The following is a 23,790-nucleotide window of genomic DNA, read 5'->3' as shown; positions in this document are numbered from 1 at the left end:
CTCGCTCAGCGGGACGAACGGGCTGTGGGGCGAACGGGCTTGTGGGACGAACAGGCTGTGGGACGATGCCCGTTCTCGCAATCGATCATGAAAGGGCGTGTTGTGCGCGCAACACTCAGAGCGCTGCTCGCCGCGGTCTTCTCCGTCGGGTTCCTGATAGCGGCGGTATCCGTCCCCGCTCAGGCGGACGTCGTCGACGAGGAGACCGCGCCCAAGCCGCGCTTCATCACGTACAACGTGTGCGGCGCCTCCTCCACGTGCGAGGACCGGGTGGGCACCGATGAGAAGCGGGAGTGGCGGGACGCCGTCGTCCACGCCGTCGACTACTGGGAGACCGATCTGGTCATGCTCCAGGAGGTCTGTTACGAGCAGTGGAAGCTGCTCCGTGACCACCTGGCGACTCGTTCCGGTGTCAGGTACGACACCGTCTGGGGAGCGGCGCTCCCGTCCGCCGCCGGCTGCGCCCGGTGGGACCCCGACCCGAACGACGGCGTCGCGCCCGACCTGCGCTTCGGTCTCGCCATCTTCGCGAAGGGTGGCCCCGGCACGATCGACACGTCCACCCGGAGCGTCACCTTCCTCCCCGAACCCACGAACGACCCCGACTACCGCCCCGACCCCACGAAGCCCCCCAGCCCCATCAACGCCGAGAACCGCATCCTCCTCTGCGTCAAGACCCTGGTGACCGGGCGCTCCGTCCGCGCCTGCAACACCCACATCGACTTCAACAGGGACAACACCACGGACCAGATCGCCAAGGTCGCCGCGATCACCCGCGGTTTCGCCGCCGCGGAGCCCGTGGTGCTCGCCGGGGACTTCAACCAGTCCCCCAAGCACGCGGACATGGACCCCCTCTACGACCACGGCACGGGTTCGACCGGCGTGTTCCGGGAGGTCGACGAGAACGACAAGGACCGGTTCACCGGCACGGACTGTCCCCGGACCGCGGACCGGTGCCGCAGCGGTGAACCCACCGCCAGCACGGCCTGCTCGGAGCACACCGAGGCGAACAAGAAGATCGACTACATCTTCCTGAGCCACCACTGGTCCACGACGGTGCGCGGCGATGCCGTCGCCTGCTCGGGCGTGGCGGACCACCACCTCCTGCGCGGCGCCGCCGCGTGGGAGGGCTAGGGCGAGCCCGGCCTGAAGGGCAAGCCACCCCCTGGGGCCTGACCGACAGGACAGCCCCTAGTACCCCGGGGGCTCCTGCTGAGGGCCGCGGTCGACCGGACCGCGGCCCGACAGGACCTCGCCGTACGCCTGCATGAGGTCGGCGAGCCGGAGGGTGGCGAGATCATCCCGGGTCGGGGTGGTGGCGTAGCCGGAGAGCCGCAGGTCCCGGTAGGCGCAGGACTTCTCGTACAGGGTGCGCAGGAAGCGGCCGTTGCCCAGCTCGTCGATCCAGCCCTGCTCGACGACGTGCCCGCTGATCGAGCGCAGCTCCTCGCGGGCCTCGTCGTCCCAGCCGTCGCCGTTGGCCGCCGCGAGGACCTCGCCGATGGCGGTGAGCTCCAGCGGCCGGTACGAGGGGAAGTCGACGCGGGTGGTGAACCGGGAGGAGAGACCGGGGTTGGTGTTGAGGAGCCGGTCCATGCCCTCGGGGTAGCCGGCCAGGATCACCACGAGATGGTCGCGGTTGTCCTCGGCCCGCTTCAGGAGCACCTGGAGGGCCTCGTCCCCGTAGGCGTCGCCCTTGCTGTAGCCGGTGTTGGAGAGCGCGTAGGCCTCGTCCACGAAGAGCACCCCGCCGACCGCCGAATCGATCAGCTCATTCGCCTTGACCGCGGTCTGTCCGAGGAACTCGCCGACCAGGTCGGCCCGTTGGGCCTCCACGAGATGGTCGCCGCCGAGCAGTCCGAGGGCGTAGAAGACCCGGCCGAGGATCCGGGCGACGGTGGTCTTCCCGGTGCCCGAGGGGCCGGAGAAGACGAAGTGGCGTTTGGGCGGCTGCACCGGAAGGCCCTGCCCGGCGCGGAGCCGCGCCATCTCCAGCTGCGCCGACAACGCCTTGACCTGCCGCTTCACCGGTTCCAGGCCGACCATGCCCTCCAGTTCGGCGAGCGCCTCCGCGAGCAGGACCGGATCGGTGGGACCCGCCGGGAAGCGCGGTGGCACGGGCTGGGAGGGCAGTGGGGCCTTCTGCCGTACGGTCTCCGGCGGCGGGGCCGGGACCGGCGGTACGGGCTCGGGTGCCAGCCGCAGTCCGTCGCCCAGCGGGCCGCCGGCGTCGGGATCGGCGCCCGGCGCGGTGTCCACGGCGTCCTGGCCGAGGCCCTCGCCGACGGTGCCCAGGGCGACCGTCGCCAGCCCGGCCGGGTCGTCCACGCCGTCGTATCCCTCGAAGCCGTCGTACTCGGCGATCGCCGCGAGCCGTGCTGCCGTGTCCATGAACGTGGGGTCGATCCGGTGCACGGCCCGGTAGAGGGGAAGCGCGGCGGCGCTGCGCCCGGTGCCCTCGTGGGCGCGGGCCAGCCAGTACCGCAGCTCCTTGCGCTGGGGCTGCTCGCTGCGGCAGCGCATCAGAGAGGCCGACAGCAGCGGCTCGGCCTGCCCGTACATCTCCAGACGCACCCGGGCCATGCCGCCGAAGAGCCCGGCCTCGATGCCGAGCAGCGGGTCGTCGACGAGGGTCTCGGTGTGCCGGACCAACTGGTCCCAGTCCTTGACGAGATAGGCGCGGCAGGCGTGCAGAAAGCGCACCTGGGGGTCGGTGTCGACCGGGGGGAGCCCCGCGAGGGCCCGGTCCAGCTCCGGCACGTGGCGCCCGTCGAGCCAGTGGGAGGCGTGCGCGAGCAGCAGGTCGCGCGGGCTCTCCAGGACCGGCTGCACCCACCAGCCCAGCCAGTACCAGGAGTTCAGGGTGCGCCGGTACCGGGTCCGCTGTTCGCCGAAGCGGTCGCGGTTGCGGTACATGCGCAGCAGCGCGGTCGTGGTGTCGACCCGGAGCGCGTGCAGCCCGAGCCAGGCGTCCGCCATCCCGGGGTCGATCCTTACCGCCGTCCGGAACTCGTCCTCCGCCTGCGGATACGCGCCCATCGTGTAGGCGTCGATTCCGCGCAGCCAGGCGAGCTCGGCCGGGGCCTGCGCGCCCTGCGTGCCGATGTCCATCGGGTCCCCCACAACCGTCTTCGCATGGACGGGATTTGACCGCACCTGGGGGCATCGTACCTGCGCAGGGGGTGCGTACTTAAGGAGAAGCGCATGATCCGGAAGCGGTGACCCTGGGTGAGCATCAGGGGTCGCGAAGGGGTCCGGAGAGGGCTGTCAGCGGCAGAACGAAGCCCCCGATCACGGGGGAACAACCGGGGGCTTCGCGTCCGCAGCGGCTCCGAAAAGCCGCACATTCAGAACGTAAGACCTGTACGCCCCTTGGGTCAAGCGGAGTTGAAGCACTTGCGAAAGCGGACTTTCGGCCCCTCAGTTCACGGACATGAAGCCGTCACGGTGCGTGATGATCTGGTGCGCGCCCGCTGTCACACCCGGCCCGGGGAGCCAGTCGTACCCCTCTCGGCACTCCCGTACCAGGGTGTCGGCGAAGGGCCGGGAGGGGTCCCCGGCGAAATGGCGAGTCTCCGCCACGGTCCAGCCGTCCCAGAAGGCTGCCTGGTCCGGGCCGTCCCGGTGACGGCCCCGCGCCCAGGACTCCTCGGGCCCGCGCTCCATCCACAGCAGCCACGCCAGGAACGGCCGCACCACCGCCCGGCCCGCGCCGACACCCTCGACGAGGACGACCGGGGCCGCGGGGAGCTCCCGCGCCTCGCCGAAGCGCCGGAGGTGCCAGTCGTACGGCCGGTAGGACGCGGTCTCGCCCCGCGAGAAGGGGTCGAGCACCTGCTCTCGCAGCCGGTCGGTCCACTCGAACAGCTCCTCGTGGGTGGCGAGGTCGTCGAGGTGGAGGACGGGGGCGTCGCCCAGGACGGCGGAGAGACGGGCCGCGAGCGTGGACTTGCCGGAACCCGCGTGGCCGTCGACCGCGATCAGCCGGACCGGCCCGCAGGAGGGGGGCAGCCGGAGCAGCGCGTGGGCCGCGCGGTCGAGGTCGTTCATGTGCCCAGGGTAGGGGAGCGGGGGACCGTCGCAGGTCAGGGAGGTACCGCCGTCAGTGGTCGAGACCAATATTGATGCGGCGACGCGGGGCGAAGTGCTGGCGGAGGCGTGGCGGAAGCCGCGATAGTGGGGCCCGCGAAGCCCCGTCCGTGCGCCCGGGCAGGTGCGTACGCCCCTGCGCGTGCGCCCCCGCTCGTACGTCCTCCTCGTACGCCCGAAGGGTCGTCCGCCCGCACGTCGGTACGCGCGCGTACCGCCCGCCCGCTCGTCCACAGGTCCGTACGCCCACCGTTCTCGACTGGGGGTCACCGTCCATGACCAGCTCCACCCCGCGCAGAACCGTTCTCGCGGCGGCGCTCGCGGCCGCCGGAACGGCCGCCGCAACCGCCGCTCCCGCCGTGGCCGCCGTTCCCGAATGCGCCACCGACTGTCCGTCCGCTGCTCCGGGCTCCGCCCCGGTCGACGGCGCCGGGCGGGGCCACGCCCCCGCGCCCGGCCTCGTCGACAACCGCTTCTGGTCCTCGTACACGGACTGGAGGTGCGGCAGCGCGGCCGGCACGAAGGCGGTCGCCGGGCACCGCCCCGGACTCGTCCTCGCCGCCCCCGCCGGGCGCACCGACTACACCGACCCGCACACCGGGCGGACCTCCGCCTGGGAGTACGCGAGCTGGACCTCGCCCGTCCACACCCCGACCGTGCCCGCCACCGAGGTCATCGCCTCCTGGAACGCCCACACCCCGCCGGGCACCTGGCTCCAGGTCGAGCTGTCCGGCACGTACTCCGACGCCACCGCCACGCCCTGGTACGTCCTGGGCCGGTGGGCCGCCGGCGACGACGACATCCGGCGCACCTCGGTCGACGACCAGACCGACGGCAGAAGCACCGTCTGGACGGACACCTTCGCGATCGACGACGCGACGAGCGGGCTGCGGCTGGCCTCGTACCGGTTGCGTCTGACGCTGTACCGCACCCCGGGCAGCGGCCTCACGCCCACGGTGTGGCGGCTCGGCGCGATGGCCTCCGACGTCCCGGACCGCTTCACGGTCCCGGCCTCCACGCCGGGCCTCGCCCGCGAGCTGACCGTGCCGCGCTACTCACAGAACACCCACGTCGGGCAGTACCCCGAGTACGACAACGGCGGCGAGGCGTGGTGCAGCCCGACCTCCTCCCAGATGATCGTCGAGTACTGGGGCCGCCGGCCGTCGCCGGAGGAGCTGGCCTGGGTGAACCCGGCCTTCGACGACCCCCAGGTCTGCCACGCGGCCCGCTTCACCTTCGACCACCAGTACGAGGGCTGCGGGAACTGGCCCTTCAACGCCGCCTACGCGGCCACGTACCCCGACATGAACGCCGTGGTCACCCGACTCAACTCCCTCACCGAACTGGAGAGCCTGATCCGGGCCGGCATCCCGGCCATAACGTCCCAGTCCTTCCGCAAGGAGGAACTGACCGGCGCCGGATACGGCACCTCCGGCCACCTCATGACCGTCATCGGCTTCACGGCGGACGGCGACGTCATCGCCAACGACCCCGCCTCACCCAGCAACGGGGCCGTCCGCCGGGTCTACCAGCGACGCGAATGGGAGAACATCTGGCTCCGCACGAAGCGCTACGACGCGAACGGCAAGGTCAGAAGCGGTACGGGAGGTGTCTGCTACCTCTACTGGCCTACTGAGCCAGCACCGACCCAGCACCGAGTGCTGCGGTCGCTCGGCCTGCTGTGAGCACATACGGCCCCACGGCCGTCTCGACGACCTGACGGCACCGCTCCTGGCCGTCCTGAGTGAGGTGGCCGTAAGGGCCACGGCGGTGCTCTTGTGGTGCAAGTCGTGCGGATTACGTGCGGGGAGATCGCGACGCCTGATGGCATGGTTCCACGACTTGCGCAGAAGATCGGGAGGGGGCAGGCGCTTGAACTAGTGGAGGAGAGCGAAGGTCTGCTCGACGACGTAGCGGAGTTTGCCCAGGCCCTCGATGTGCGGCGCACCCATTCGGGAGATATCCGGGAGGATCCGTTGCTTGTGGTGTTCGCGGCCGTTCGGGCCGGAGACGTAGTTTCGTCGAGATCTCCATTCGACGCCAGCTACATGACGCCGGCGAGTGCTGCCCGGTCGGGAACAGGCAGCCGACCGGGGTAGCGGCGGCGCCGTTCGGGAGCGGGCGGCAGCAGCGGGGCCACCCGCTCCCGCAGGTCGTCAGGAACAAGATCAGCACGCACTCCGGACACCCCGCCGACCAAGATCGCCGAGCACAAGACCCGCGACTCAACTCACTGAAGCGATCAGTAAGGAGGCACGGCTCGTGGCGCCCACCGCTGTTCGCGCCGCCGCCACGAATGCCGCGATCGCCGGGTGGGTGCCGCCGCCCGCGCGGAAGGCGACCTTCGAGCGGCGGAAGAGGGGCAGCCGGGTCAGGACCACGTCCTCGGGGGCGTGTGCGGTGGCCATCTCTGGTACGAATCCGGCGCCTTGCCCGATGGCGGCCAGTGCCAGGACCGTACGGAAATCGTTGACCTGATGGCGGATGCGCGGCTGGAAACCGGCCGCCAGACAGGCGCGTACAGCCATCGCGTGGCCGGTCGTGCCGTCCCGGGCCGTGATCCATGGGGCCGTGGCCCACGGTCCGAGCAGCTCCGCCAGCATGTCACCGCGGGCGGCGGGACCTCTTGCGGGATCGGTGCCGGTGGCGGCGCCCGTGGCCAGGTACATCGGCTCCTCCAGCAGGGGCACCTGGTCGACCGTGGTGTCCGGTGACGCGGGCACGAAGTCGTAGTCGTGGACGAGGGCCACGTCGAGTTCGCCGGCGCGTAGGCCGTCGGATACCCGCGCCGAGTCGATCTCCTGCACCATCGGTTCCAGCGCGGGATGCCGCTGGGCCAGTTCGGCCAGCGCGGCGGGCACGATCGCGGGGCCGCCAGAGGGAAACGTCCCGATCCGCAGTGGCCCGCCGATGCCCTCGCGTGCCCCGGCCAGCTCGGAGACCGCCAGTTCGAGGCGTTCGAGGACGGCGTCGGCGTGGGTGACGAGGGTGCGGCCCGCGGGGGTGAGCACCACCCGTCTGCCACTTCGTTCCAGCAGGGGTACGCCCGCCTCGCGCTCAAGCACGCTCAGCTGCTGGGAGACGGCCGAGGCGGTGAAGGTCAGCGCCTCGGCCACGGCCGCGATGGTGCCGCGTCGGTCCAGTTCGCGCAGCAGGTGGAGACGTCGGACATCAAGCATAAGACGATCTTACGCATAAGCGAAGAAACATGAACTGGATCTACTGGGTTTGTGTCGGTCAGGCTGGGCGCATGAAGCCCGAAGCGAACCTCACCGGCCTGTTTGTCCCCTTGGTGACCCCGTTCACCGACGACCTGCGCCTCGCCCCGGACGCGCTCGCCCGCCTCGCCGACGAGGCGCTGTCGGCCGGCGGCGCTCGCGGACTCGTTGCCCTGGGCACCACCGCGGAGGCGGCCACGCTGACCACCGAGGAGAAGCGGGCCGTGGTCCGTATCTGCTCGGCCGCCTGCCGGGCACACGGAGCTCCGCTGATCGTCGGCGTCGGCACGAACGACACCGCCGCCGCCATCACGACACTGCGGGAGCTCGCTCAGAGCGGTGACGTCGCCGCGGCGCTGGTTCCCACGCCGCCCTACACCCGGCCAGGCGAGGCGGGAACGCTGGCGCACTTCACGGCACTCGCCGAGCAAGGGGGACTGCCGCTGGTCGTCTACGACATCCCGTACCGCACCGGTCAGCCCCTCAGCACCAGCACTCTGAACGCGCTCAGGCACCTACCGCAAGTCGTCGGGGTCAAGTACGCAACCGGTGCGATCGACGCGGCCGCGATGGAACTGCTCGGCTCGTCGACCCCGGGCTTCGAGGTGCTCGGCGGCGATGACGCCGTCATCTCGCCGCTGCTCGCGGCGGGCGCCCGCGGCGGCATCCTGGCGTCGGCCAATGTCCGCACCGCTGACTACGCCGAGCTCATCTCGCTGTGGCAGCGCGACGCCACCGGACCGGCCCGCAGGCTGGGAGCCGAGCTGGCCCGGCTGTCCGCCGCGCTCTTCGCCGAGCCGAACCCGACCGTGATCAAGGGGGTGTTGCACGCCCAGGGCCGTATCCCCAGCCCGGCCGTCCGGCTGCCGCTGCTGGCCGCCTCCGCCGATTCGGTCCGGAGAGCGGCGGACCTGGCCGCCGCCAGGACCCACCAAGAGACCGCGGCCTGATACGGGCCCGTGGCCCCGGGGGAACCCGGTGGACTTCGATGCAAGCCGATGGGCCCCTCCCGCTCCCGCGCCACCACACTCCCCACGTGGGCGAGCTCCTCAGGCGGCCGAGGCGGCGGGTCGATCCACAACGTGGACCTGTCAGCGGCTGTGATCATGAGGCTGCGACGATGCCCGAATGACTGATGAGATCCGGAAGACATACCTGCAGGCGGCCGAGACGGCGGTGCACCTGCTGGCCACAGAGCAGGTAGCCCGATGCTGGGAGACCGAGTCCGTGCTCCAGGGGATGTCAGTGGGTGGGCTGGCCGGCCACCTTGCGCGCAGCGTCCTCCAGGTCGAGTGGTTCCTCGACGGTCAGGTCGTCGGCGCGGAGCCGGTGTCACCGGTTCGGTACTACGCGCGGCTCGCAGATACGTCGTTGCCGGACTCCGCGCTGAACGTCGGGGTGCGTGCCCGCAGCGAGGAAACTGCCGCAGCCGGCCCCGCTGTCGTGGCTGAGCAGGCCCGGGCAGCGTGGGTGCGGCTGTCGCAGCGCCTGGGCATGGAGTCGGCCGATCGGCGGGTGGCTGTCCTTCACCGGCCGGGAGAGGAGATGTCGCTCGACGGATACCTGCAGACCCGCTGTGTCGAGCTGGCGGTTCACCTCGATGACCTCGCGCTCAGCGTCGATGCGCCGTGCCGAGTGCCCGATGCTGCGCTCGCCATCGCGGTGGATGTGCTCGTTGCCGCCGCCCGGGACCGGCACGGCGACCAAGCCGTGTTGCATGCGCTCGCCAGGCGTGAGCGTGACGTCGACCAGGCCCTGCGTGTGTTGTAGGTCTGCCGCACTACAGACGGACCATCCCCCACGGCCAGGAAAACTGATGGCTCTCGGGTTGCGAGATGGGCATATCGTCCGAGAGTGATCCCAAGTGGGCGGCAGGAAGCAGCACGGTGCGAGGCCTTGGGCCCCTTACTGATCGCTTCAGTGAGTCGAGTCGCGGGTCTTGTGCTCGGCGATCTTGGTCGGCGGGGTGTCCGGAGTGCGTGCTGATCTTGTTCCTGACGACCTGTGGGAGCGGGTGGCCCCGCTGCTGCCGCCCGCTCCCGAACGGCGCCGCCGCTACCCCGGTCGGCTGCCTGATCCCGACCGGGCAGCACTCGCCGGCGTCATGTACGTGCTGCGGACCGGTGTCGCGTGGCGCGATGTCCCCGCAGAGACCGTGGGCTGTTCCGGGGTGACGGCCTGGCGTCGGCTGCGGGGCTGGACCGAGGCCGGCGTCTGGCCCCGCCCGCACGCCACCCTGCCGGCCGAGCTTCGGCGCGCCGACCTGCTTGGACCTGGACGACTGCTCCGTGGACGGGTCGCACGTCCGGGCCCTCAAAGGGGGGATCACGTCGGTCCCTCGCCCGTCGACCGCGCCCGTTCCGGCTCCAAGCACCACCTGATCGTGGACCGCCACGGAACCCCGCTCGCCGTGACGCTCACCGGCGGGAACCGGCATGACGTCACCCAGCTCCTGCCGCTGTCGGATACCGTTCCGCCGATTCGGGGTCGGCGGGGACGTCCCCGCCGCAAGCCCCGGCGTCTGTACGCGGACCGGGGCTACGACTTCGACAAGTACCGCCGCCTACTGCGGAAACGCGGCATCAAGCCGTTGATCGCATGACGCGGCGTCGCCCACGGGTCCGGACCGGGCAAGGCGCGCTGGGTGGTCGAGCGTGCCTTCGCCTGGCTGCACCAGTTCAAACGGCTCCGTACCCGATACGAGGGGGGGCAGGTCAGCACCGAACCAGCGCGGTGGACACGAACGGTCCGGAACGGACGGCAACGGAAGCCAGCACCAGGTCAGCACGAGCGTATCGGCGCTCGATCCGTCTCACTCGGGCCGAGCCTGTGACCTGCATGTTTTCGCAGGAGAGCGCGCATGGTAAGCAGCGCCCTCCCATTTGGAGAACATCTGGCTCCGTACGAAGAGGTACGACGCGAACGGCAAGGTCAGAAGCGGTACGGGCGGCGTCTGCTACGTCTTCTGGCCGGCCCAGCCGGTGTCGAGCCGGCACCGCGCACTGCGGACGCTCGGGGTGCTGTGAACCTGTAGGTGGCTTGTCTTCCTGACCGGGCCCCCGCCAATCCGGCGGGGGAGCCGTCCGTACGCGACCGGCCCGGTCGCTGCCGGCACCGTGAAATCGCGCGACGACGACTACGGCGCACTCATCGAGTGGTCACCTCACGCGCCGTGCGGATGCTGCGCTGCAAGGCGGACCAGTAGGTCTTGAGTTTCTGCGAACCGGCGGTGATTTCCGCGGTCTGATAGCCGGCTTCGACCGCCTGTCGACGCTCGATGTAGTCGACCTTGTCCTTGCACTTCACATCCGCGCGCGCCATGGACACCTCTGCGGCACTCGGAGCCCGGAGGGGTCCCTCCTTTCCCGGGTCCGTGCCGGAACCGGCCCAGGATTCGGCCGCGGCAAGAGGATCCGGCTGGGTGTGTCCGGAGGCCCGCATGCAGGTGCTCCATTCGGTGTCCAGCGTCCGCACCCTGCGGTCGTTCTTCGCGCGGACCCAAGCGTTGTGCGACGCGTTCGACACCGGATCGGCCGTGAACATCCACTGCATGTGCAGTGTCTCTCGCGCCCGGTCCTGGCAGCCGGGACCGCTGCCACCCTCGCCTGTGTAGGCGTTCATCGTGGCGCGGTCCACGGTCTTGAGACGCTCTTTGCCGCGCCGCTCCGACGTGAATTCCTCCGCACGCGAGACGCCGGGAGGCGGAGGCAACTGGTATCCGTACGTGGCTGCGACGGTCGCGTCGCTGATGCCGTAGCGGCGCTGGTTCGGATCGCGATTCTCCCCGCGAGGAGTGAGCGGGGCCGGCCACTTCATCCCGCGCTGCCGCATGCACTTGTCCGCCAGGACGTACTGCGCCCACGTGAGGGACGTCCGGTCCTTGGCGCTCATTTTGTACGAGTCGAGCGGCAGTTCCAGGGTTTGCGAGGTGTGCGCGGTGGAGGCCGTCGGCGTCGGGGCGGACGCGGTCCCGGCCCCGCTCTTTTCCCCGGCGTGAACGGCACCTTCGGTGCAGCCGGATATTCCGAGCACTGCCAGTACGGCAAGTGAACTGAAAGCGGCCGCTCGGCGCTGCGGAATCATCGTGGTTCGCCCTTTGATGAGTGTGGACGGAACGTCGGCGGATGCCATGGAAGAGACTTCCATGGCATCCGCCGCGTCAGTGTGCTCTAGTACGGGCAGGCCGAGTTGTTTATGAAGCAGTGCGAGGAAATCGAGTTGTCCATCCACGGCGAACCGTAGCCCATGTCATGGAACGTGGCACCCGACCAGATCATCGAATCGTCGCCCGTGTAATTGGCGTTGGTGAAGACCATGGCGTCGGTGTCGGGGTCCAGGTTCTTGATCGACGTCACGCTGTCGTTGATCGAAATGCCTGTTCCGTAGTACGTGCCCGTGTACGAGGGCTTGCTGTAGAGCGTGTCGTAGATGGGCCCTTGCGCGTCCTTGTCGCGGTAGAGACAGATTTCCCCACCGCTCGAAGAGTTGCAGACACCGTCGTACGAGGCCGCGTGGGCCGGTGCTGCGAATGCTGCAATACCGAGCACGGCGGAGGCTATGCCGAGAATGTGGAGCTTGCGCATTGAATCCCCTTGGTCCCCTGTGTGTGCCGCGAAAGCGACAGGGGATGATAGGCAAAGATCATCCTGGCCCGTCAAGGTTCATTGGCGTGTGCACGTAAATCGAAAAAATTCACTTGCCGAGGTCGAAGAATTATGCCCCTGGCCGAAATCCGCCTTTTCTGAACGGTCGCGGCCGGTCCATTTGGTGGCAGACGGGTGACGCCCTTCCGTCCGGGGGATCTCCGGCTCCGCACGAAGCGCTGCGACGCGAGCGGGACAGTGGTCTCCGGCACAGGAAGCGTCCGCTGCCCGTACCTCCCGGACCGCCCCTCGCCCGCTCGGCGCAAGGCCCTCGCGGCCCTCGTCATCGGCCGGCGCCACCGCGCGGCCCCGGGGGACGTGACCGACGTCTCTACCCCGGGACCGCGCCCGTACCGCAAGGTGGTCGCCATGACCTCCACCACCGCCACCCGCCTCTTCCTCCGTGCCCGTACGGGCGGCCCCGAGGGCGATCGGGGCGCCAAGCTCCTGGAGCAGGTCCTCGGCTGGACGCTGGTCGTCCTCCTGGCCGTGTTCGTCACAGGGGCCGGCCTCATGTAGCCGGGAGTCCGGGGCCTCCCCGGCGTCCGTGTGATCCCCGGTCGGCCGTGTGATCCCGGCGCCCCGAACGGGCATACTCCCCGCGACCCCGCGCGCGGCCCGCACGCCCGTGTCGTGCCCGCGCCCGGCAGGGAGGAGCGCCCGGCCATGGCCGACAGCACCCCGGACGGCGTGGAACGCCGCCTGCCCACCGACGAGGCCCGCGAGCTGCTCGCCCTGACGCGGGACATCGCCCGGCGGGAGATCGCCCCGCGCGCCGCCGAGGAAGAGGCCGCCGGACACTTCCCCCGCGAGCTTTTCGCGCTGCTGTCCCGCTCCGGGCTGCTCGGACTGCCCTACGACGCCGCGTACGGCGGGGGCGGTCAGCCGTACGAGGTCTACCTCCAGGTCCTGGAGGAGCTCGCCGCGGCCCGGCTCACCGTGGGGCTCGGCGTCAGCGTCCACAGCCTCTCCTGTCACGCGCTCGCCCGCTACGGCACCGAGGAGCAGCGGGCCACCCATCTGCCCGCGATGCTGGGCGGCGGTCTCCTCGGCGCGTACTGCCTCTCCGAACCCTCCGCCGGATCGGACGCGGCGGCGCTGCGCACCCGGGCCGTCCGGTCTCCCGGGGAGGGCGGCTCCTCCGGGGAGGGCGGCGACTGGGTGATCGACGGCACCAAGGCATGGATCACCCACGGCGGCATCGCCGACTTCTGCACGGTGATGGCCCGGACCGGCGACGCGGGCGCGCGGGGCATCACCGCCTTCCTGGTGCCGGGGGACGCGCCGGGGCTGAGCGCGGCCCCGTCCGAGCGGAAGATGGGCATGAAGGGCTCTCCCACCGCGCAGCTCCACTTCGACGGGGTGAGGGTCCCCGACGAGCGGCGGCTCGGTGCCGAGGGGCAGGGCTTCGCGATCGCGCTCGACGCCCTGGACTCGGGGCGGCTCGGCATCGCCGCCTGCGCGGTCGGGCTCGGCCAGGCGGCCCTGGACGAGGCCGTCGGGTACGCCAAGGAGCGCCGCCAGTTCGGCCGGCCGATCGCCGACTTCCAGGGGCTCCGCTTTCTCCTCGCCGACATGGCGACCGGGGTCGAGGCGGGCCGGGCGCTGTACCTGGAGGCGGCGCGGCTCCGGGACGAGGGGCGGTCCTTCGGCCGGATCGCCGCGATGGCCAAGCTGTTCTGCACGGACGCCGCCATGCGGATCACGACGGACGCGGTGCAGGTGCTCGGCGGGTACGGCTACACGGCGGACTTCCCCGTGGAGCGGTATATGCGGGAGGCGAAGATGCTCCAGATCGTCGAGGGGACCAATCAGATCCAGCGGGTGGTCATCGCCCGTCACCTGGTCGGACCAGAATCCCGCTGACGCGCACCGTGCGGTCGGCCCAGACCGGGCCGGCGGCGAGCCGCGCCCACTCCTGGTCGCGGTGGCCCGGGAGGGTGCGGCCCTGGCTGGCCCAGAGGGAGAGCACGGCCTTGTAGATGGGCGGGTCGGCGGGGAGGGGAGCCGGGGCGGGTGCCTGCGCCGGAACGGGCGCGGGCAGGGGCACGGGGCCGGAGCCGGGCGCGCCGGACATCGGTGCCGGTGCCGGTCCCGACGTCGGCGCCGACATCGCGTGGTGAACCGATTCTTCAACGCTGGATTCGGCCTGCCGGTGCCGACCGATTCCGCTGGGTGTCGTGTACAGCGTGGTCATGCCCGGACCAACGCGCCCCGGCGGCCGTGGTCACCCCCGAACGGATTCGAGAGGCAGTTCGTCCGGTACCCGGTGCACGACTCTGGCCCCGTGACGCGGACCTGACGTACCGTCAGGTTCCCTCGCGGAACAAGCGCTCGCCGACCAGGAGGTCAGCCATGTCCGTGCACCGGCACGTCGACGACCGGCCCGTCGCACTCGACGAATACCCCGTGCACCAGGCCCCGCTCTCGATGAAGCACCACGTCAGCGGCGACCGCAACGCCTATGACCGGTGCATCTTCCATGTCTTCGACCACACCGGCCGCGCCCTGCTCATCGCCGGCCTCGGTGTCTACCCCAACACCGGCGTCGTCGACGCCTACGCCACCCTGCGGGTCGGTGACCGGCTGCACGCCGTCCGGGCCTCCGACGCCCTCGGTGACGACCGGATGAACCTGTCCGTCGGGCCGTTCACCATCACCGTCGACGAGCCCCTCAAGCGCCTCTCCCTGCGCTGCGCGGCCGACCCCGACGACCCCGAGGGCCTCTCGTACGACCTCACCTGGACCGGCGACTTCCCCGCCGTCTGGGAACCCCACCACACCCAGCGCCACGGCGGCCGGCTCACCCTGGAAGGCCGCCGCTTCGTCCAGGCCGGACACTGCGCGGGCACGATCAGGGCCGCCGGCCAGGAGTTCGCCGTCGCCCCGGGGGAGTGGACCGGCACCCGCGACCGCAGCTGGGGAGTCCGCCCGATCCCCGGCGAGGAGCCCGGCCGCGGCGCCGAGTTCCGGCCCGAGGGCTTCCACTGGCTCTGGATCCCGATGCGCTTCGAGGACCGCTTCCTCATGGTCATCGCCCAGGAGGACGCCGACGGCTACCGCACCCTCAACGAGGCCCTGCTCGTACGGAACGGCCACCGCGACACCCAACTCGGCTGGCCCCGCACCGAGATCACGTACCGCACGGGAAGCCGCCACCCCGAACGGGCCGTCGTCCACCTCACCGACCCGACCGGCAAGCCCCTGGAGATCGGCGTCGAGATCCTCGCCTCCTCCCCGCTCGCCGTCGGCGCCGGCTATCCGCCCGCCACCGACTGGCAGCACGGCACCTGGCAGGGCCGCGGCTGGACGGACCGGCGCGTGTACGACCTCTCCGACCCCGCCGCCCACCCCATGGCGGCCTACGGCGTCACCGACCACGCGGCCCGTTTCACCCTCGACGGCCACACCGGCTACGGCATCTTCGAGCACGGCTCCTTCGGCCGCCACGACCCCAGCGGCTTCGCCGACCACACGTCCACGGCCCGCTGAGGAACCTTCTCCCTCCGCGTCGAGCGGACCGCCGGGCCCCTTCCTCCACGGCCTCATGCGCCGAACCCTCTTCTGTCAACGGCACTCCGAGGAGCTCCCCTTGACCTCTGCGCCCCGCCCCCGCACCACCACCCGCGACCCCGAGGAGCTAGGGCGCAGGCTCACCGCCTGGCTCGACCGCCACCTGCCCGGCGCCCGGGTCACCGGCCTCGCCGTGCCCGGCTCCAACGGCATGTCCAGCGAGACCCTGCTCTTCGACCTCGACCACCCGGACGCCCCGGTACGGGGCTGCGCCCTGCGGCTGGCCGCCGACCCCGCCGCGTACACCGTCTTCCCCGTCTACGACATGGCCCGCCAGCACCGGGTCATGCACCTGGTCGGCGAGCGCACCGACATTCCCGTACCGCGCGTGCTCTGGCTCGAAGAGGACCCCGAGCCGCTCGGTGCGCCCTTCTTCGTGATGGCCCGCGCCGAGGGCCGCGTCCCGCCGGACGTCATGCCCTACACGTACGAGGGGAACTGGCTGCACGCCGCCACCGACGCCGAACGCGCCCTGCTCGAAGCCGAATCCGTCTCCGTACTCGCCCGGCTCCACGACCAGTTCCCGGCGAAGGAGGCCGAATTCCTGCTTCCGGACGGTGCGGGGACCCCGCTGCGCCGCCATGTCGACGCCCAGCGCGCTTACTACGCCTGGGTGGTGGACGGACTCGCGCCCTCACCGCTCATCGAGTCGGCCTTCGACTGGCTGGAGGCGCACTGGCCGGCCGACGAGGGCCCGGCCGTCCTCGGCTGGGGCGACGCCCGCATCGGGAACATCGTCTACGACGGATTCACCCCCGCCGCCGTCCTCGACTGGGAGATGGCGGCCTGCGTGCCGCGCGAGGTCGACCTGGGCTGGACGGTCTACCTCCACCGCTTCTTCCAGGACCTGACCGTGAGCTTCGGCCAGCCCGGGCTGCCGGACTTCCTGCGGCGCGACGCGATCGAACGGCGCTACGCGGAACTGACCGGACACACCCCGCGTGACATGGAGTTCCACACCCTCTACGCGGCGCTGCGGCACGCCATCGTGATGCTCAGGATCGCGTACCGGCAGGCCCACTTCGGCGAGGTCGAGGTACCCGCGGACCCCGACGGCCTGATCCTGCACCACGCCACGCTCGCGGCGATGGTGCGGGGAAGCTACTGGTGAACGGAGGGGCCCGGAGGCCCCGCCCGGAGGGAACTCAGCGAGCCCGGCCTGATCGGCGGGACATTCCCTAGGCCGCGCGCCGCATCTGCGGCACCCGCATCGGACGCGAGCCCGGACCGCCGACGTGCGAGAAGGGCTGCGTGCGCCAGTCGAGACCCTGGGGGAGCGTCAGGAGCAACGCGGTGTCCTGCTCCTGGACCTCCAGGGTGTCGTCGGCCGGACGGGCCTCGCTCGCCGACAGGCCCGTACCCGGGCAGACCGTCAGGACGAAGGGGTTCCACGGCGTCGGGCAGAGCGCGTGCTCCGGCAGCACGTCCTCGTCCGCGAGCAGCGCGATGGGCTGCACGCACTCCGGGCAGATGACCCGGAACATCTCAAAGGTGTCGTACGCGTCGAGCTCGTCGGACGTGTCGACCGAATCAACAGGCTCCTGCATGGAGAATCTCCCCCTCGGGTGGGTCGGCCGGATCTGTACGGCCTCGACCACAGCAAGCACTTCCCATGCGGCCGTCCGCATAACCGTGTGGCAGTACCTCAGGGCGGACGCAAACCTGTGGCGTTCGTCACATGCCCGGCGCAGGTGCCCCGTGATGCCCCATAGCGCCTGATAGCGGTCGACCCCGGCGGTGCCGCTCCGCTCCGGGAGCCATAGGGTCACGGCATGGAGGAGCTGGATCGTCAGATCGTCGAATTGCTCGTCAAGGACGGGCGCATGAGCTACACCGACCTGGGCAAGGCCACCGGCCTGTCCACGTCGGCGGTGCATCAGCGCGTCCGCCGTCTGGAGCAGCGCGGAGTCATCCGCGGCTATGCGGCCGTGGTCGACCCGGAGGCCGTCGGGCTGCCGCTGACCGCCTTCATCTCGGTCAAACCCTTCGACCCCAGCGCCCCCGACGACACCCCCGACCGGCTCGCCGACATCCCGGAGATCGAGGCCTGCCACAGCGTCGCCGGTGACGAGAACTACATCCTCAAGGTCCGCGTGGCCACCCCGCTGGAGCTGGAGCACCTGCTCAGCCGCATCCGCTCCCAGGCCGGTGTCTCCAGCCGCACCACCGTCGTCCTCTCCACTCCGTACGAGGCCAGGCCGCCGCGCATCTGACGGCCCCGGCCCCGCGGAACGGGGCCGGCAAGGGGGACCTGCCGGACAAACCGGGTCCGGGCAGGTCCTAGCCTGGTCGCATGAGTGAGTCCATGCCTCCCGCGTCTCCCGCCGAACACCGCACCGTGCTGCTGCGCGGTGGGGAAGTCCACAGCCCGGCCGATCCCTTCGCCACCGCCATGGTGGTGGAGCGCGGGCACGTCGCCTGGGTGGGCTCGGAGGGCGCGGCCGACGCCTTCGCCACCGGCGTGGACGAGGTGGTCGACCTGGAGGGCGCGCTCGTCACCCCGGCGTTCGTCGACGCCCACGTCCACACCACCGCCACCGGGTTCGCCCTCACCGGGCTCGACCTGTCCTCCGCGGCCTCGCTCGCCGAGGCCGCGGAGCTGATCCGCGCCCACGCCGCCGCCCGCCCCGAGGACCGCATCCTCATCGGTCACGGCTGGGACGCCTCCCGCTGGCCCGAGCGCCGCCCGCTCGGCCGCGCCGAACTCGACGGACTCACCGGCGGCCGTCCGCTCTACCTGACCCGCATCGACGTCCACTCGGCCGTCGTCACCACCGCCCTCCTCGACCTCGTCCCGGGCGTCCGTGACCTGGACGGCTTCCACGACGGACAGCAGCCGCTCACCGGCGACGCCCACCACGCCGTGCGCGCCGCCGCCTTCGGCGCCGTCTCCACGCGCCAGCGCACGGAGGCGCAGCGCGCCGCCCGGAGCCGCGCCGCCTCCCTCGGCATCGGCACCCTGCACGAGTGCGGCGGCCCGCGGATCTCCTCCGAGGACGACTTCACCGGGCTCCTGGACCTGGCCCGCGACGAGGCCGGACCCCGGGTCGTCGGCTACTGGGCCGACCTCGACGTCGAACGGGCCCGCGCCCTGGGCGCCCTCGGCGCGGCCGGCGACCTGTTCGCCGACGGCTCCCTCGGCTCCCACACGGCCTGCCTCCACGAGCCGTACGCCGACCACACCGACGCCGGCCACACGGGAGCCGCCCACCTGGACGCGGCCACCATCGCCCTCCACGTCGTGGCCTGCACCGAGGCGGGCCTCCAGGCCGGCTTCCACGCCATCGGGGACGCCGCCGTGACCGCCGTCGTCGAAGGCGTCAGGGCCGCTGCCGAGAAACTCGGCCTGGCCCGCATCCGGGCCGCCCGGCATCGCGTCGAGCACGTCGAGATGCTCACCCCCGAGACCATCGCCGCCTTCGCCGAACTCGGCCTCACCGCTTCGGTCCAGCCCGCCTTCGACGCGCTCTGGGGCGGCGAGGAGGGCATGTACGCCGACCGGCTCGGTGCCGAGCGGGCCCGCACCCTCAACCCGTACGCGGCGCTGCTGCGCGCCGGAGTGCCGCTGGCCTTCGGCTCGGACAGCCCGGTGACCCCGCTCGACCCCTGGGGCACCGTCCGGGCCGCCGCCTTCCACCGCACCCCCGAGCACCGGATCTCCGCGCGGGCCGCGTTCACCGCCCACACGCGGGGCGGCTGGCGGGCGGTGGGCCGGGACGACGCCGGGACGCTGGTGCCCGGCGCCCCCGCCGACTACGCGGTCTGGCGGACCGAGGAACTCGTCGTCCAGGCGCCCGACGACCGGGTCGCCCGCTGGTCCACCGACCCGCGCTCCGGAACGCCCGGTCTGCCCGATCTGTCCCCCGGTGTCGATCTTCCCGTCTGCCTGCGGACGGTCGTGCACGGGCGGACGGTGTTCGTACGGCCGAACGAGTGATGTAGGGATATGTCCCACCTGGGACACCCGTTCCGCACGCTTGTCCCCGACCTGCGGATCTTCCCCTCCGGCCTGGGCTTTTGGGAAGTCTCCGCAGGTCAAGCGGGTGTTGACAGTCGACCGGCGGGGGCGGGTAGGTTCTCCGCGTCCACCACAGGACGTCCGACCGGTCCGCACCTCCACGCTTCGCCGAACGCCGCCCGCGCCTCGGCCGTGAGGGGGGAAGGTTTCTCCGGCGGAAGGTGCGACCCGGGTGGGGCCCGGACGTTCAGTAGACAACGGCTCTCGGTCGACCCGCAGCCAGCGGATCCCAGGTCGGACCGAAGGACGTCGGGCCCCGCACCGCACGTCACCGGCACCGACCGCCCCTTCCGACCGGCCGTGACCCCCCGCCCGACCGGCCGCGCCACCGCGCGAACCGTCCGGTCCGACCGCCGCGTCAACCCTTCCAACCGACCCCGCAGCGCCGGAGCACTCCGAGGACCTCGCTATGGTGGGGGCCTGTGTATGTATCCGAAGGGGCAGTAGTGAACGACGGTGGCCAGAGGCGTTACGGCCCGCTCGGCAAGGCCTTGGTGATCATTCCGACCTACAACGAGGCGGAGAACATCAAGCCGATCGTCGCGCGGGTTCGGGAGGCCGTGCCCGAGGCGCACGTTCTCGTCGCCGACGACAACAGCCCTGACGGCACGGGCAAGTTCGCGGACGAGATCGCGTCCGAGGACGACCATGTGCACGTCTTGCACCGCAAGGGCAAGGAGGGGCTCGGCGCCGCCTACCTCGCCGGCTTCCGGTGGGGCATCGAGCACGGGTACGGCGTCCTCGTCGAGATGGACGCCGACGGCTCCCACCAGCCCGAGGAGCTTCCGCGGCTGCTCACCGCCCTCAAGGGCGCTGACCTGGTCCTCGGCTCCCGCTGGGTGCCGGGCGGCCGCATCGTGAACTGGCCGAAGTCCCGCGAGTTCATCTCCCGCGGCGGCAGCCTCTACTCGCGCGTGATGCTCGACGTACCGATCCGCGACGTCACCGGCGGCTATCGGGCCTTCCGCAAGGAGACCCTGGAGGGCCTGGGCCTGGAGGACGTGGCCTCGGCCGGCTACTGCTTCCAGGTCGACCTGGCCCGCCGCGCCGTCGCCGCCGGTTTCCACGTCGTCGAGGTCCCGATCACCTTCGTCGAGCGCGAGATCGGCGACTCGAAGATGAGCCGGAACATCGTCGTCGAGGCGCTGTGGCGGGTCACCGGCTGGGGTCTCTCCGCGCGCGCGGAGAAGGTCGGCAAGCTGCTCGGCCGCAAGCCTTCCTGACCGGTTTCCCCACCCTTTTCCCGCGGGTTTTCCCATGGGTTTTCCCTTCGGGTCTTCCTTCGGTGGCCTGACCCGTCGCCCTCCCGCGTCCTGATCTCTCCTTTACGACGTTCCGGCGGGGGTCCAGGCACACTGGGGACCATGACGACCGGCGCAACGCCTCCCCTCGCCCCCAAGCGCTCACGCGCGCGTACGTTCCTTCCGCTCGGCGTCGCCGCCTGGCTGGTCCTCGAGATCTGGCTGCTCACGGTGGTGGCGGACGCGGCGGGCGGACTCACCGTCTTCGTCCTGCTCGTCGGCGGCATCGTGCTCGGTGCCGCCGTCGTCAAGCGGGCGGGCCGACGTGCCTTCCGCAACCTCACCTCGACCTTCCAGCAGGCCCAGGCCGCGGCGCAGACGGGCACGATGCCCTCGGCGCCCGAGCGGACCGGCGCGGAGGACCGCAACGGCTTCCTGATGCTCGGCGGTCTGCTCCTGATGATCCCCGGCCTGGTCTCGGACGTCCTCGGCCTGCTGCTGCTGATCCCCCCGGTCCGCTCCCTCCTCGGGCGGTACGCGGACCGGGCCGCCGAGCGCCGGATGGCCGCCGCGCCTCCCGGCAGCCTCCAGGACGCCTTCCAGCAGGCCCGTATCCACCGCCCGGACGGCAAGGTCGTGCAGGGTGAGGTCATCCGCGAGGACGCCGCGCAGGGCCCGCGCCGGGCCGACGAGCCCCGTCCGCCCCTGATGCCCTGATCATTCGCTCCCCGGCCCCGCCGCACTGCCCGTGCCCCGCCCCTCCGCACTGAGGGAGCGGGGCACGGGTCTGCTGTGAAGTGGCGGGCCGAGGTGGCGGGCACGGGTCCGCTGCGAGGTGGCGGGCCGAGGTGGCGGGCACGGGTCCGCTGCGAGGTGGCGGGCCGAGGTGGCGGGCGGCCCTGATCCGCGGTGGGCGAGCGAGCGGGACACGACAAACGCCGCGGGGCCCGGTACACAGTTCGTGTACCGGGCCCCGCGGCGTTTGTTCGTCCGATGGGTCCGCTAGGCGGACTTGCGGCTGTCTCGCGGATGCACCGCAATGTTCATGGCGCCGGAACGCAGGACGGCCAGCCTTTCGGCAAGGACCTCCTCCAGTTCCTCGCGGGTGCGGCGCTCCATGAGCATGTCCCAGTGCGTACGCGCAGGCTTGCCCTTCTTCTCCTCAGGTCCGTCCCCGTCCACCAGGAGTGCCTGGATTCCGCAGACCTTGCATTCCCACTCCGGCGGAATTTCCGCTTCCACCGAGAAGGGCATCTCAAAACGATGGCCCTTCTCGCATGCGTACTCCACGGCCTGGCGCGGGGCCAGATCGATGCCGCGGTCGGTCTCGTAGCTCGTCACCACGAGGCGCGTGCCGCGAAGAGCTCGCTCACTCATGAATCGTGCCTCCCGGGCTTGTCGCCCACAGGACAGGTGTCGCTGTCGTCGTTATCCGGTCAACGTCCGGTCGGCGGTAAAGATTCCCGTGCCGGGTCATGCGTCGCCCGTCGTGCCGCCCCTTGTTGTACCCACCAGTGCCCGTTTTGTCACATCTGACGGCAGATGTGACCCGGTGTCTTCACCAAAGCAGCACGCAGTAACGGTCCGCCTGGCAGGCCAAACGCGTACACTACCGCCCTTTCACTGCCACGTCTAAATTCGGTCCGGTATCGGGTTCCCGGCGGCTTCCACCGCGCGCCGCACCGGGACCCGGGCGAGCAGGGCGAAGCCGACCACGAAGAAGATCACCAGGGAGATGATGGCATCCCGGTAGCTCCCGGTCAGCTGATACGCGAGACCGAACACGAGCGGACCCAGCCAACTGAGCCCCCGATCGCTCATCTCGTAGGCCGAGAAGTACTCCGCCTCCTTGCCACGCGGCACCAGATGAGAGAACAGCGAACGCGACAACGCCTGGCTCCCGCCCAGCACCAGGCCGATCGCGGCGGCGAGACAGTAGAAGAACACGGGCGCGTCGGGCGGCAGGAGATAGCCCGCCACCAGGATCGCCGTCCAGACCGCGAGCGAGGCCAGAATCGTCCGCTTGGCGCCGTACGACCGGGCGAGTCGCCCCATGCCGAGCGCGCCCGCCACCGCGAGCACCTGGACCAGCAGGACCGCCGTGATGAGCGTGGTCTGGTCGAGGCCCAGCTCCTCCGAGCCGAACACGGAGGCCTGCGAGATCACCGTCTGCACGCCGTCGTTGTAGACCAGGTAGGCGAGCAGGAAGGAGAGCGTCAGCGGATGCCGGCGCATGTCCTTGAGGGTCGCCCTCAGCTGCCGCCAGCCGCTGCCGACTCCGCCGGCCCCTTCGTGCCCCTCCTGGCCGGTCCTGCGGTCCCGCAGCCGCCGCAGCGGCACGATGGTGAAGGCGCCCCACCACACACCGGCCGAGGCGAGGCAGATCCGGACCGCCTCGCCCTCGGTGAGGCCGAAGGAGTCGTGGCCCGAGTAGAGGATCAGGTTCAGGACGAGGACGAGCGCGCCCGACGTGTAGCCGAAGGCCCACCCGCGCGAGGAGACCGCGTCCCGCTCGTCCGGCTCCGAGATCTGCGGCAGATAGGCGTTGTAGAGCACCATCGAGACCGAAATCGAGGCGTTCGCCACGATCAGCAGGAACGTGCCCAGCAGATACCGGTCGCCCGCCAGGAAGAACATCGCCGCCGTGGCCGTCGCGCCCACGTAGGCCGCGGCCGCGAGCAGCGGCTTCTTCCGGCCGGTACGGTCCGCGATCGCGCCGACCAGCGGCATCAGCAGGACCGCGACCACGATCGAGGCGGACACGGCGTACGCGAAGAGCGAGCCGGCCCGCACGGGTATCCCGAGCGGGTGCACATAGCCCTCGGCGTCGGCCGCCGCCCGTGCCACCGAGGTCAGGTACGGGCCGAGGAACACGGTGAGCACGCTGGTCGAGTACACGCTGCAGGCGAAGTCGTAGAAGTACCAGCCCCGCTGTTCCCGCTTGCGTTCGGCGGGATCGGAGGTGTACTCCTCCGGTTCGGTGGTTCCAGCGGTCAAGGCCGCGCCCC

Annotated in this window: 21 protein-coding genes and 3 pseudogenes; 14 read left to right on the top strand and 10 right to left on the bottom strand. The window is 71.1% G+C overall.

All coding sequences use genetic code 11. The annotated features are described in order from the left end of the window. Nucleotides 1-102: 102 nt before the first annotated feature. On the top strand, nt 103-1,134 hold the full coding sequence (locus OG514_RS00325) for an endonuclease/exonuclease/phosphatase family protein (RefSeq protein WP_266889525.1): 1,032 nt from the start codon (nt 103-105) through the stop codon (nt 1,132-1,134). Between the two features lie 57 nt (nt 1,135-1,191). Here OG514_RS00325 and OG514_RS00320 read toward each other — a convergent pair whose 3' ends face one another. After that, nucleotides 1,192-3,111, bottom strand: a complete 1,920-nt coding sequence (locus tag OG514_RS00320) for an AAA family ATPase (RefSeq protein WP_266889523.1) — start codon at nt 3,109-3,111, stop codon at nt 1,192-1,194. A 309-nt stretch (nt 3,112-3,420) separates the two neighbouring features. Continuing rightward, on the bottom strand, nt 3,421-4,050 hold the full coding sequence (locus OG514_RS00315; protein WP_266889521.1) for a uridine kinase: 630 nt from the start codon (nt 4,048-4,050) through the stop codon (nt 3,421-3,423). Nucleotides 4,051-4,364: 314 nt separating this feature from the next. Here OG514_RS00315 and OG514_RS00310 point away from each other — a divergent pair, with 314 nt between their 5' ends. Next, entirely contained in the window at nt 4,365-5,774 is a 1,410-nt protein-coding gene (locus tag OG514_RS00310) for a peptidase C39 family protein (protein ID WP_266889519.1), read from the top strand. Nucleotides 5,775-6,136: 362 nt separating this feature from the next. Here the strand turns inward: OG514_RS00310 and OG514_RS00305 are convergent. Together OG514_RS00305 and OG514_RS00300 are read right to left on the bottom strand one after the other, a co-directional pair. Then, nucleotides 6,137-6,268 (bottom strand): annotated as a pseudogene (locus OG514_RS00305) (IS5/IS1182 family transposase); the annotation flags it as partial. Nucleotides 6,269-6,314: 46 nt separating this feature from the next. After that, nucleotides 6,315-7,268 carry a LysR family transcriptional regulator gene (locus OG514_RS00300; RefSeq protein ID WP_266889517.1) on the bottom strand — a complete coding sequence of 318 codons (954 nt, stop codon included), beginning with the start codon at nt 7,266-7,268 and terminating at the stop codon, nt 6,315-6,317. 71 nt (nt 7,269-7,339) lie between these two features. Between OG514_RS00300 and dapA the strand changes: the two genes are divergently transcribed. The 4 genes and pseudogenes from dapA to OG514_RS00280 all read left to right on the top strand — a co-directional run. Then, on the top strand, nt 7,340-8,257 hold the full coding sequence (dapA, locus tag OG514_RS00295) for a 4-hydroxy-tetrahydrodipicolinate synthase (protein WP_266889514.1): 918 nt from the start codon (nt 7,340-7,342) through the stop codon (nt 8,255-8,257). Between the two features lie 178 nt (nt 8,258-8,435). Further along, nucleotides 8,436-9,077 carry a maleylpyruvate isomerase N-terminal domain-containing protein gene (locus OG514_RS00290; protein ID WP_266889512.1) on the top strand — a complete coding sequence of 214 codons (642 nt, stop codon included), beginning with the start codon at nt 8,436-8,438 and terminating at the stop codon, nt 9,075-9,077. A 205-nt stretch (nt 9,078-9,282) separates the two neighbouring features. Further along, a pseudogene (locus OG514_RS00285) lies at nt 9,283-10,140 on the top strand (IS5 family transposase). A 52-nt stretch (nt 10,141-10,192) separates the two neighbouring features. Next, nucleotides 10,193-10,333 (top strand): annotated as a pseudogene (locus OG514_RS00280) (peptidase C39 family protein); the annotation flags it as partial. A gap of 121 nt (nt 10,334-10,454) precedes the next feature. Here OG514_RS00280 and OG514_RS00275 read toward each other — a convergent pair. Further along, nucleotides 10,455-11,438, bottom strand: coding sequence for a hypothetical protein (locus OG514_RS00275; protein ID WP_266889510.1), 984 nt, complete (start codon nt 11,436-11,438; stop codon nt 10,455-10,457). 38 nt (nt 11,439-11,476) lie between these two features. Then, nucleotides 11,477-11,890 (bottom strand): peptidase inhibitor family I36 protein, encoded by a 414-nt coding sequence (locus OG514_RS00270; RefSeq protein WP_266889508.1) that lies wholly within the window; start codon nt 11,888-11,890, stop codon nt 11,477-11,479. 429 nt (nt 11,891-12,319) lie between these two features. Between OG514_RS00270 and OG514_RS00265 the strand changes: the two genes are divergently transcribed. After that, entirely contained in the window at nt 12,320-12,469 is a 150-nt protein-coding gene (locus tag OG514_RS00265; protein WP_266889507.1) for an SCO1431 family membrane protein, read from the top strand. Between the two features lie 147 nt (nt 12,470-12,616). Further along, nucleotides 12,617-13,816 carry an acyl-CoA dehydrogenase family protein gene (locus OG514_RS00260; RefSeq protein WP_266889506.1) on the top strand — a complete coding sequence of 400 codons (1,200 nt, stop codon included), beginning with the start codon at nt 12,617-12,619 and terminating at the stop codon, nt 13,814-13,816. On the opposite strand, the gene OG514_RS00255 is transcribed toward OG514_RS00260, so the two are convergent. Next, nucleotides 13,779-14,027 carry a hypothetical protein gene (locus tag OG514_RS00255; RefSeq protein ID WP_266889505.1) on the bottom strand — a complete coding sequence of 83 codons (249 nt, stop codon included), beginning with the start codon at nt 14,025-14,027 and terminating at the stop codon, nt 13,779-13,781. The genes OG514_RS00260 and OG514_RS00255 overlap by 38 nt on opposite strands. A gap of 278 nt (nt 14,028-14,305) precedes the next feature. Between OG514_RS00255 and OG514_RS00250 the strand changes: the two genes are divergently transcribed. Together OG514_RS00250 and OG514_RS00245 are read left to right on the top strand one after the other, a co-directional pair. After that, nucleotides 14,306-15,442, top strand: a complete 1,137-nt coding sequence (locus tag OG514_RS00250) for a hypothetical protein (RefSeq protein WP_266889503.1) — start codon at nt 14,306-14,308, stop codon at nt 15,440-15,442. A 100-nt stretch (nt 15,443-15,542) separates the two neighbouring features. Next, nucleotides 15,543-16,634, top strand: coding sequence for a phosphotransferase family protein (locus tag OG514_RS00245; RefSeq protein WP_266889501.1), 1,092 nt, complete (start codon nt 15,543-15,545; stop codon nt 16,632-16,634). Nucleotides 16,635-16,701: 67 nt separating this feature from the next. Here the strand turns inward: OG514_RS00245 and OG514_RS00240 are convergent, their stop codons facing one another. After that, nucleotides 16,702-17,070 carry a hypothetical protein gene (locus tag OG514_RS00240; RefSeq protein ID WP_266889499.1) on the bottom strand — a complete coding sequence of 123 codons (369 nt, stop codon included), beginning with the start codon at nt 17,068-17,070 and terminating at the stop codon, nt 16,702-16,704. Nucleotides 17,071-17,295: 225 nt separating this feature from the next. On the opposite strand from OG514_RS00240, the gene OG514_RS00235 reads away from it, so the two are divergent. From OG514_RS00235 to fxsA, 4 genes are all read left to right on the top strand, one after another. Further along, the gene (locus tag OG514_RS00235) at nt 17,296-17,736 is read left to right on the top strand and encodes an Lrp/AsnC family transcriptional regulator (protein WP_017242178.1); all 441 of its coding nucleotides are present in this window, start codon (nt 17,296-17,298) and stop codon (nt 17,734-17,736) included. Between the two features lie 80 nt (nt 17,737-17,816). After that, nucleotides 17,817-19,460: an amidohydrolase gene (locus OG514_RS00230; protein WP_266889495.1), complete on the top strand. Its 1,644-nt coding sequence runs from the start codon at nt 17,817-17,819 to the stop codon at nt 19,458-19,460. Nucleotides 19,461-19,987: 527 nt separating this feature from the next. Next, a complete protein-coding gene (locus OG514_RS00225; RefSeq protein ID WP_266889493.1) occupies nt 19,988-20,764 on the top strand; it encodes a polyprenol monophosphomannose synthase in 777 nt (258 codons plus the stop codon). A gap of 141 nt (nt 20,765-20,905) precedes the next feature. Beyond that, on the top strand, nt 20,906-21,499 hold the full coding sequence (fxsA, locus tag OG514_RS00220) for an FxsA family membrane protein (RefSeq protein ID WP_266889491.1): 594 nt from the start codon (nt 20,906-20,908) through the stop codon (nt 21,497-21,499). Nucleotides 21,500-21,784: 285 nt separating this feature from the next. Here the strand turns inward: fxsA and OG514_RS00215 are convergent, their stop codons facing one another. Together OG514_RS00215 and OG514_RS00210 are read right to left on the bottom strand one after the other, a co-directional pair. After that, nucleotides 21,785-22,159, bottom strand: a complete 375-nt coding sequence (locus OG514_RS00215) for an RNA polymerase-binding protein RbpA (protein WP_015032218.1) — start codon at nt 22,157-22,159, stop codon at nt 21,785-21,787. A 255-nt stretch (nt 22,160-22,414) separates the two neighbouring features. Next, complete coding sequence (locus OG514_RS00210; protein ID WP_266889486.1) at nt 22,415-23,779, bottom strand: MFS transporter; 1,365 nt, start codon at nt 23,777-23,779, stop codon at nt 22,415-22,417. Between the last annotated feature and the right edge of the window lie 11 nt (nt 23,780-23,790).

The organism is Streptomyces sp. NBC_00572, from assembly GCF_026341815.1.
Lineage (GTDB): Bacteria > Actinomycetota > Actinomycetes > Streptomycetales > Streptomycetaceae > Streptomyces.
Note: the sequence above shows the minus strand (reverse complement) of the source record. Positions and strands in the feature narration are given on the sequence as shown.

Excerpts from the sequence above, each read along its gene's own strand:
- OG514_RS00250 (WP_266889503.1), top strand. The coding sequence starts at position 14,306 with ATGTCCGTGCACCGGCACGTCGACGACCGGCCCGTCGCACTCGACGAA.
- dapA (WP_266889514.1), top strand. The coding sequence starts at position 7,340 with ATGAAGCCCGAAGCGAACCTCACCGGCCTGTTTGTCCCCTTGGTGACC.
- OG514_RS00235 (WP_017242178.1), top strand. The coding sequence starts at position 17,296 with ATGGAGGAGCTGGATCGTCAGATCGTCGAATTGCTCGTCAAGGACGGG.
- OG514_RS00230 (WP_266889495.1), top strand. The coding sequence starts at position 17,817 with ATGAGTGAGTCCATGCCTCCCGCGTCTCCCGCCGAACACCGCACCGTG.
- OG514_RS00315 (WP_266889521.1), bottom strand. The coding sequence starts at position 4,050 with ATGAACGACCTCGACCGCGCGGCCCACGCGCTGCTCCGGCTGCCCCCC.
- OG514_RS00290 (WP_266889512.1), top strand. The coding sequence starts at position 8,436 with ATGACTGATGAGATCCGGAAGACATACCTGCAGGCGGCCGAGACGGCG.
- OG514_RS00270 (WP_266889508.1), bottom strand. The coding sequence starts at position 11,890 with ATGCGCAAGCTCCACATTCTCGGCATAGCCTCCGCCGTGCTCGGTATT.
- OG514_RS00265 (WP_266889507.1), top strand. The coding sequence starts at position 12,320 with ATGACCTCCACCACCGCCACCCGCCTCTTCCTCCGTGCCCGTACGGGC.
- OG514_RS00240 (WP_266889499.1), bottom strand. The coding sequence starts at position 17,070 with ATGCAGGAGCCTGTTGATTCGGTCGACACGTCCGACGAGCTCGACGCG.
- OG514_RS00320 (WP_266889523.1), bottom strand. The coding sequence starts at position 3,111 with ATGGACATCGGCACGCAGGGCGCGCAGGCCCCGGCCGAGCTCGCCTGG.
- OG514_RS00300 (WP_266889517.1), bottom strand. The coding sequence starts at position 7,268 with ATGCTTGATGTCCGACGTCTCCACCTGCTGCGCGAACTGGACCGACGC.
- fxsA (WP_266889491.1), top strand. The coding sequence starts at position 20,906 with ATGACGACCGGCGCAACGCCTCCCCTCGCCCCCAAGCGCTCACGCGCG.
- OG514_RS00215 (WP_015032218.1), bottom strand. The coding sequence starts at position 22,159 with ATGAGTGAGCGAGCTCTTCGCGGCACGCGCCTCGTGGTGACGAGCTAC.
- OG514_RS00260 (WP_266889506.1), top strand. The coding sequence starts at position 12,617 with ATGGCCGACAGCACCCCGGACGGCGTGGAACGCCGCCTGCCCACCGAC.
- OG514_RS00255 (WP_266889505.1), bottom strand. The coding sequence starts at position 14,027 with ATGTCCGGCGCGCCCGGCTCCGGCCCCGTGCCCCTGCCCGCGCCCGTT.
- OG514_RS00275 (WP_266889510.1), bottom strand. The coding sequence starts at position 11,438 with ATGGCATCCGCCGACGTTCCGTCCACACTCATCAAAGGGCGAACCACG.
- OG514_RS00310 (WP_266889519.1), top strand. The coding sequence starts at position 4,365 with ATGACCAGCTCCACCCCGCGCAGAACCGTTCTCGCGGCGGCGCTCGCG.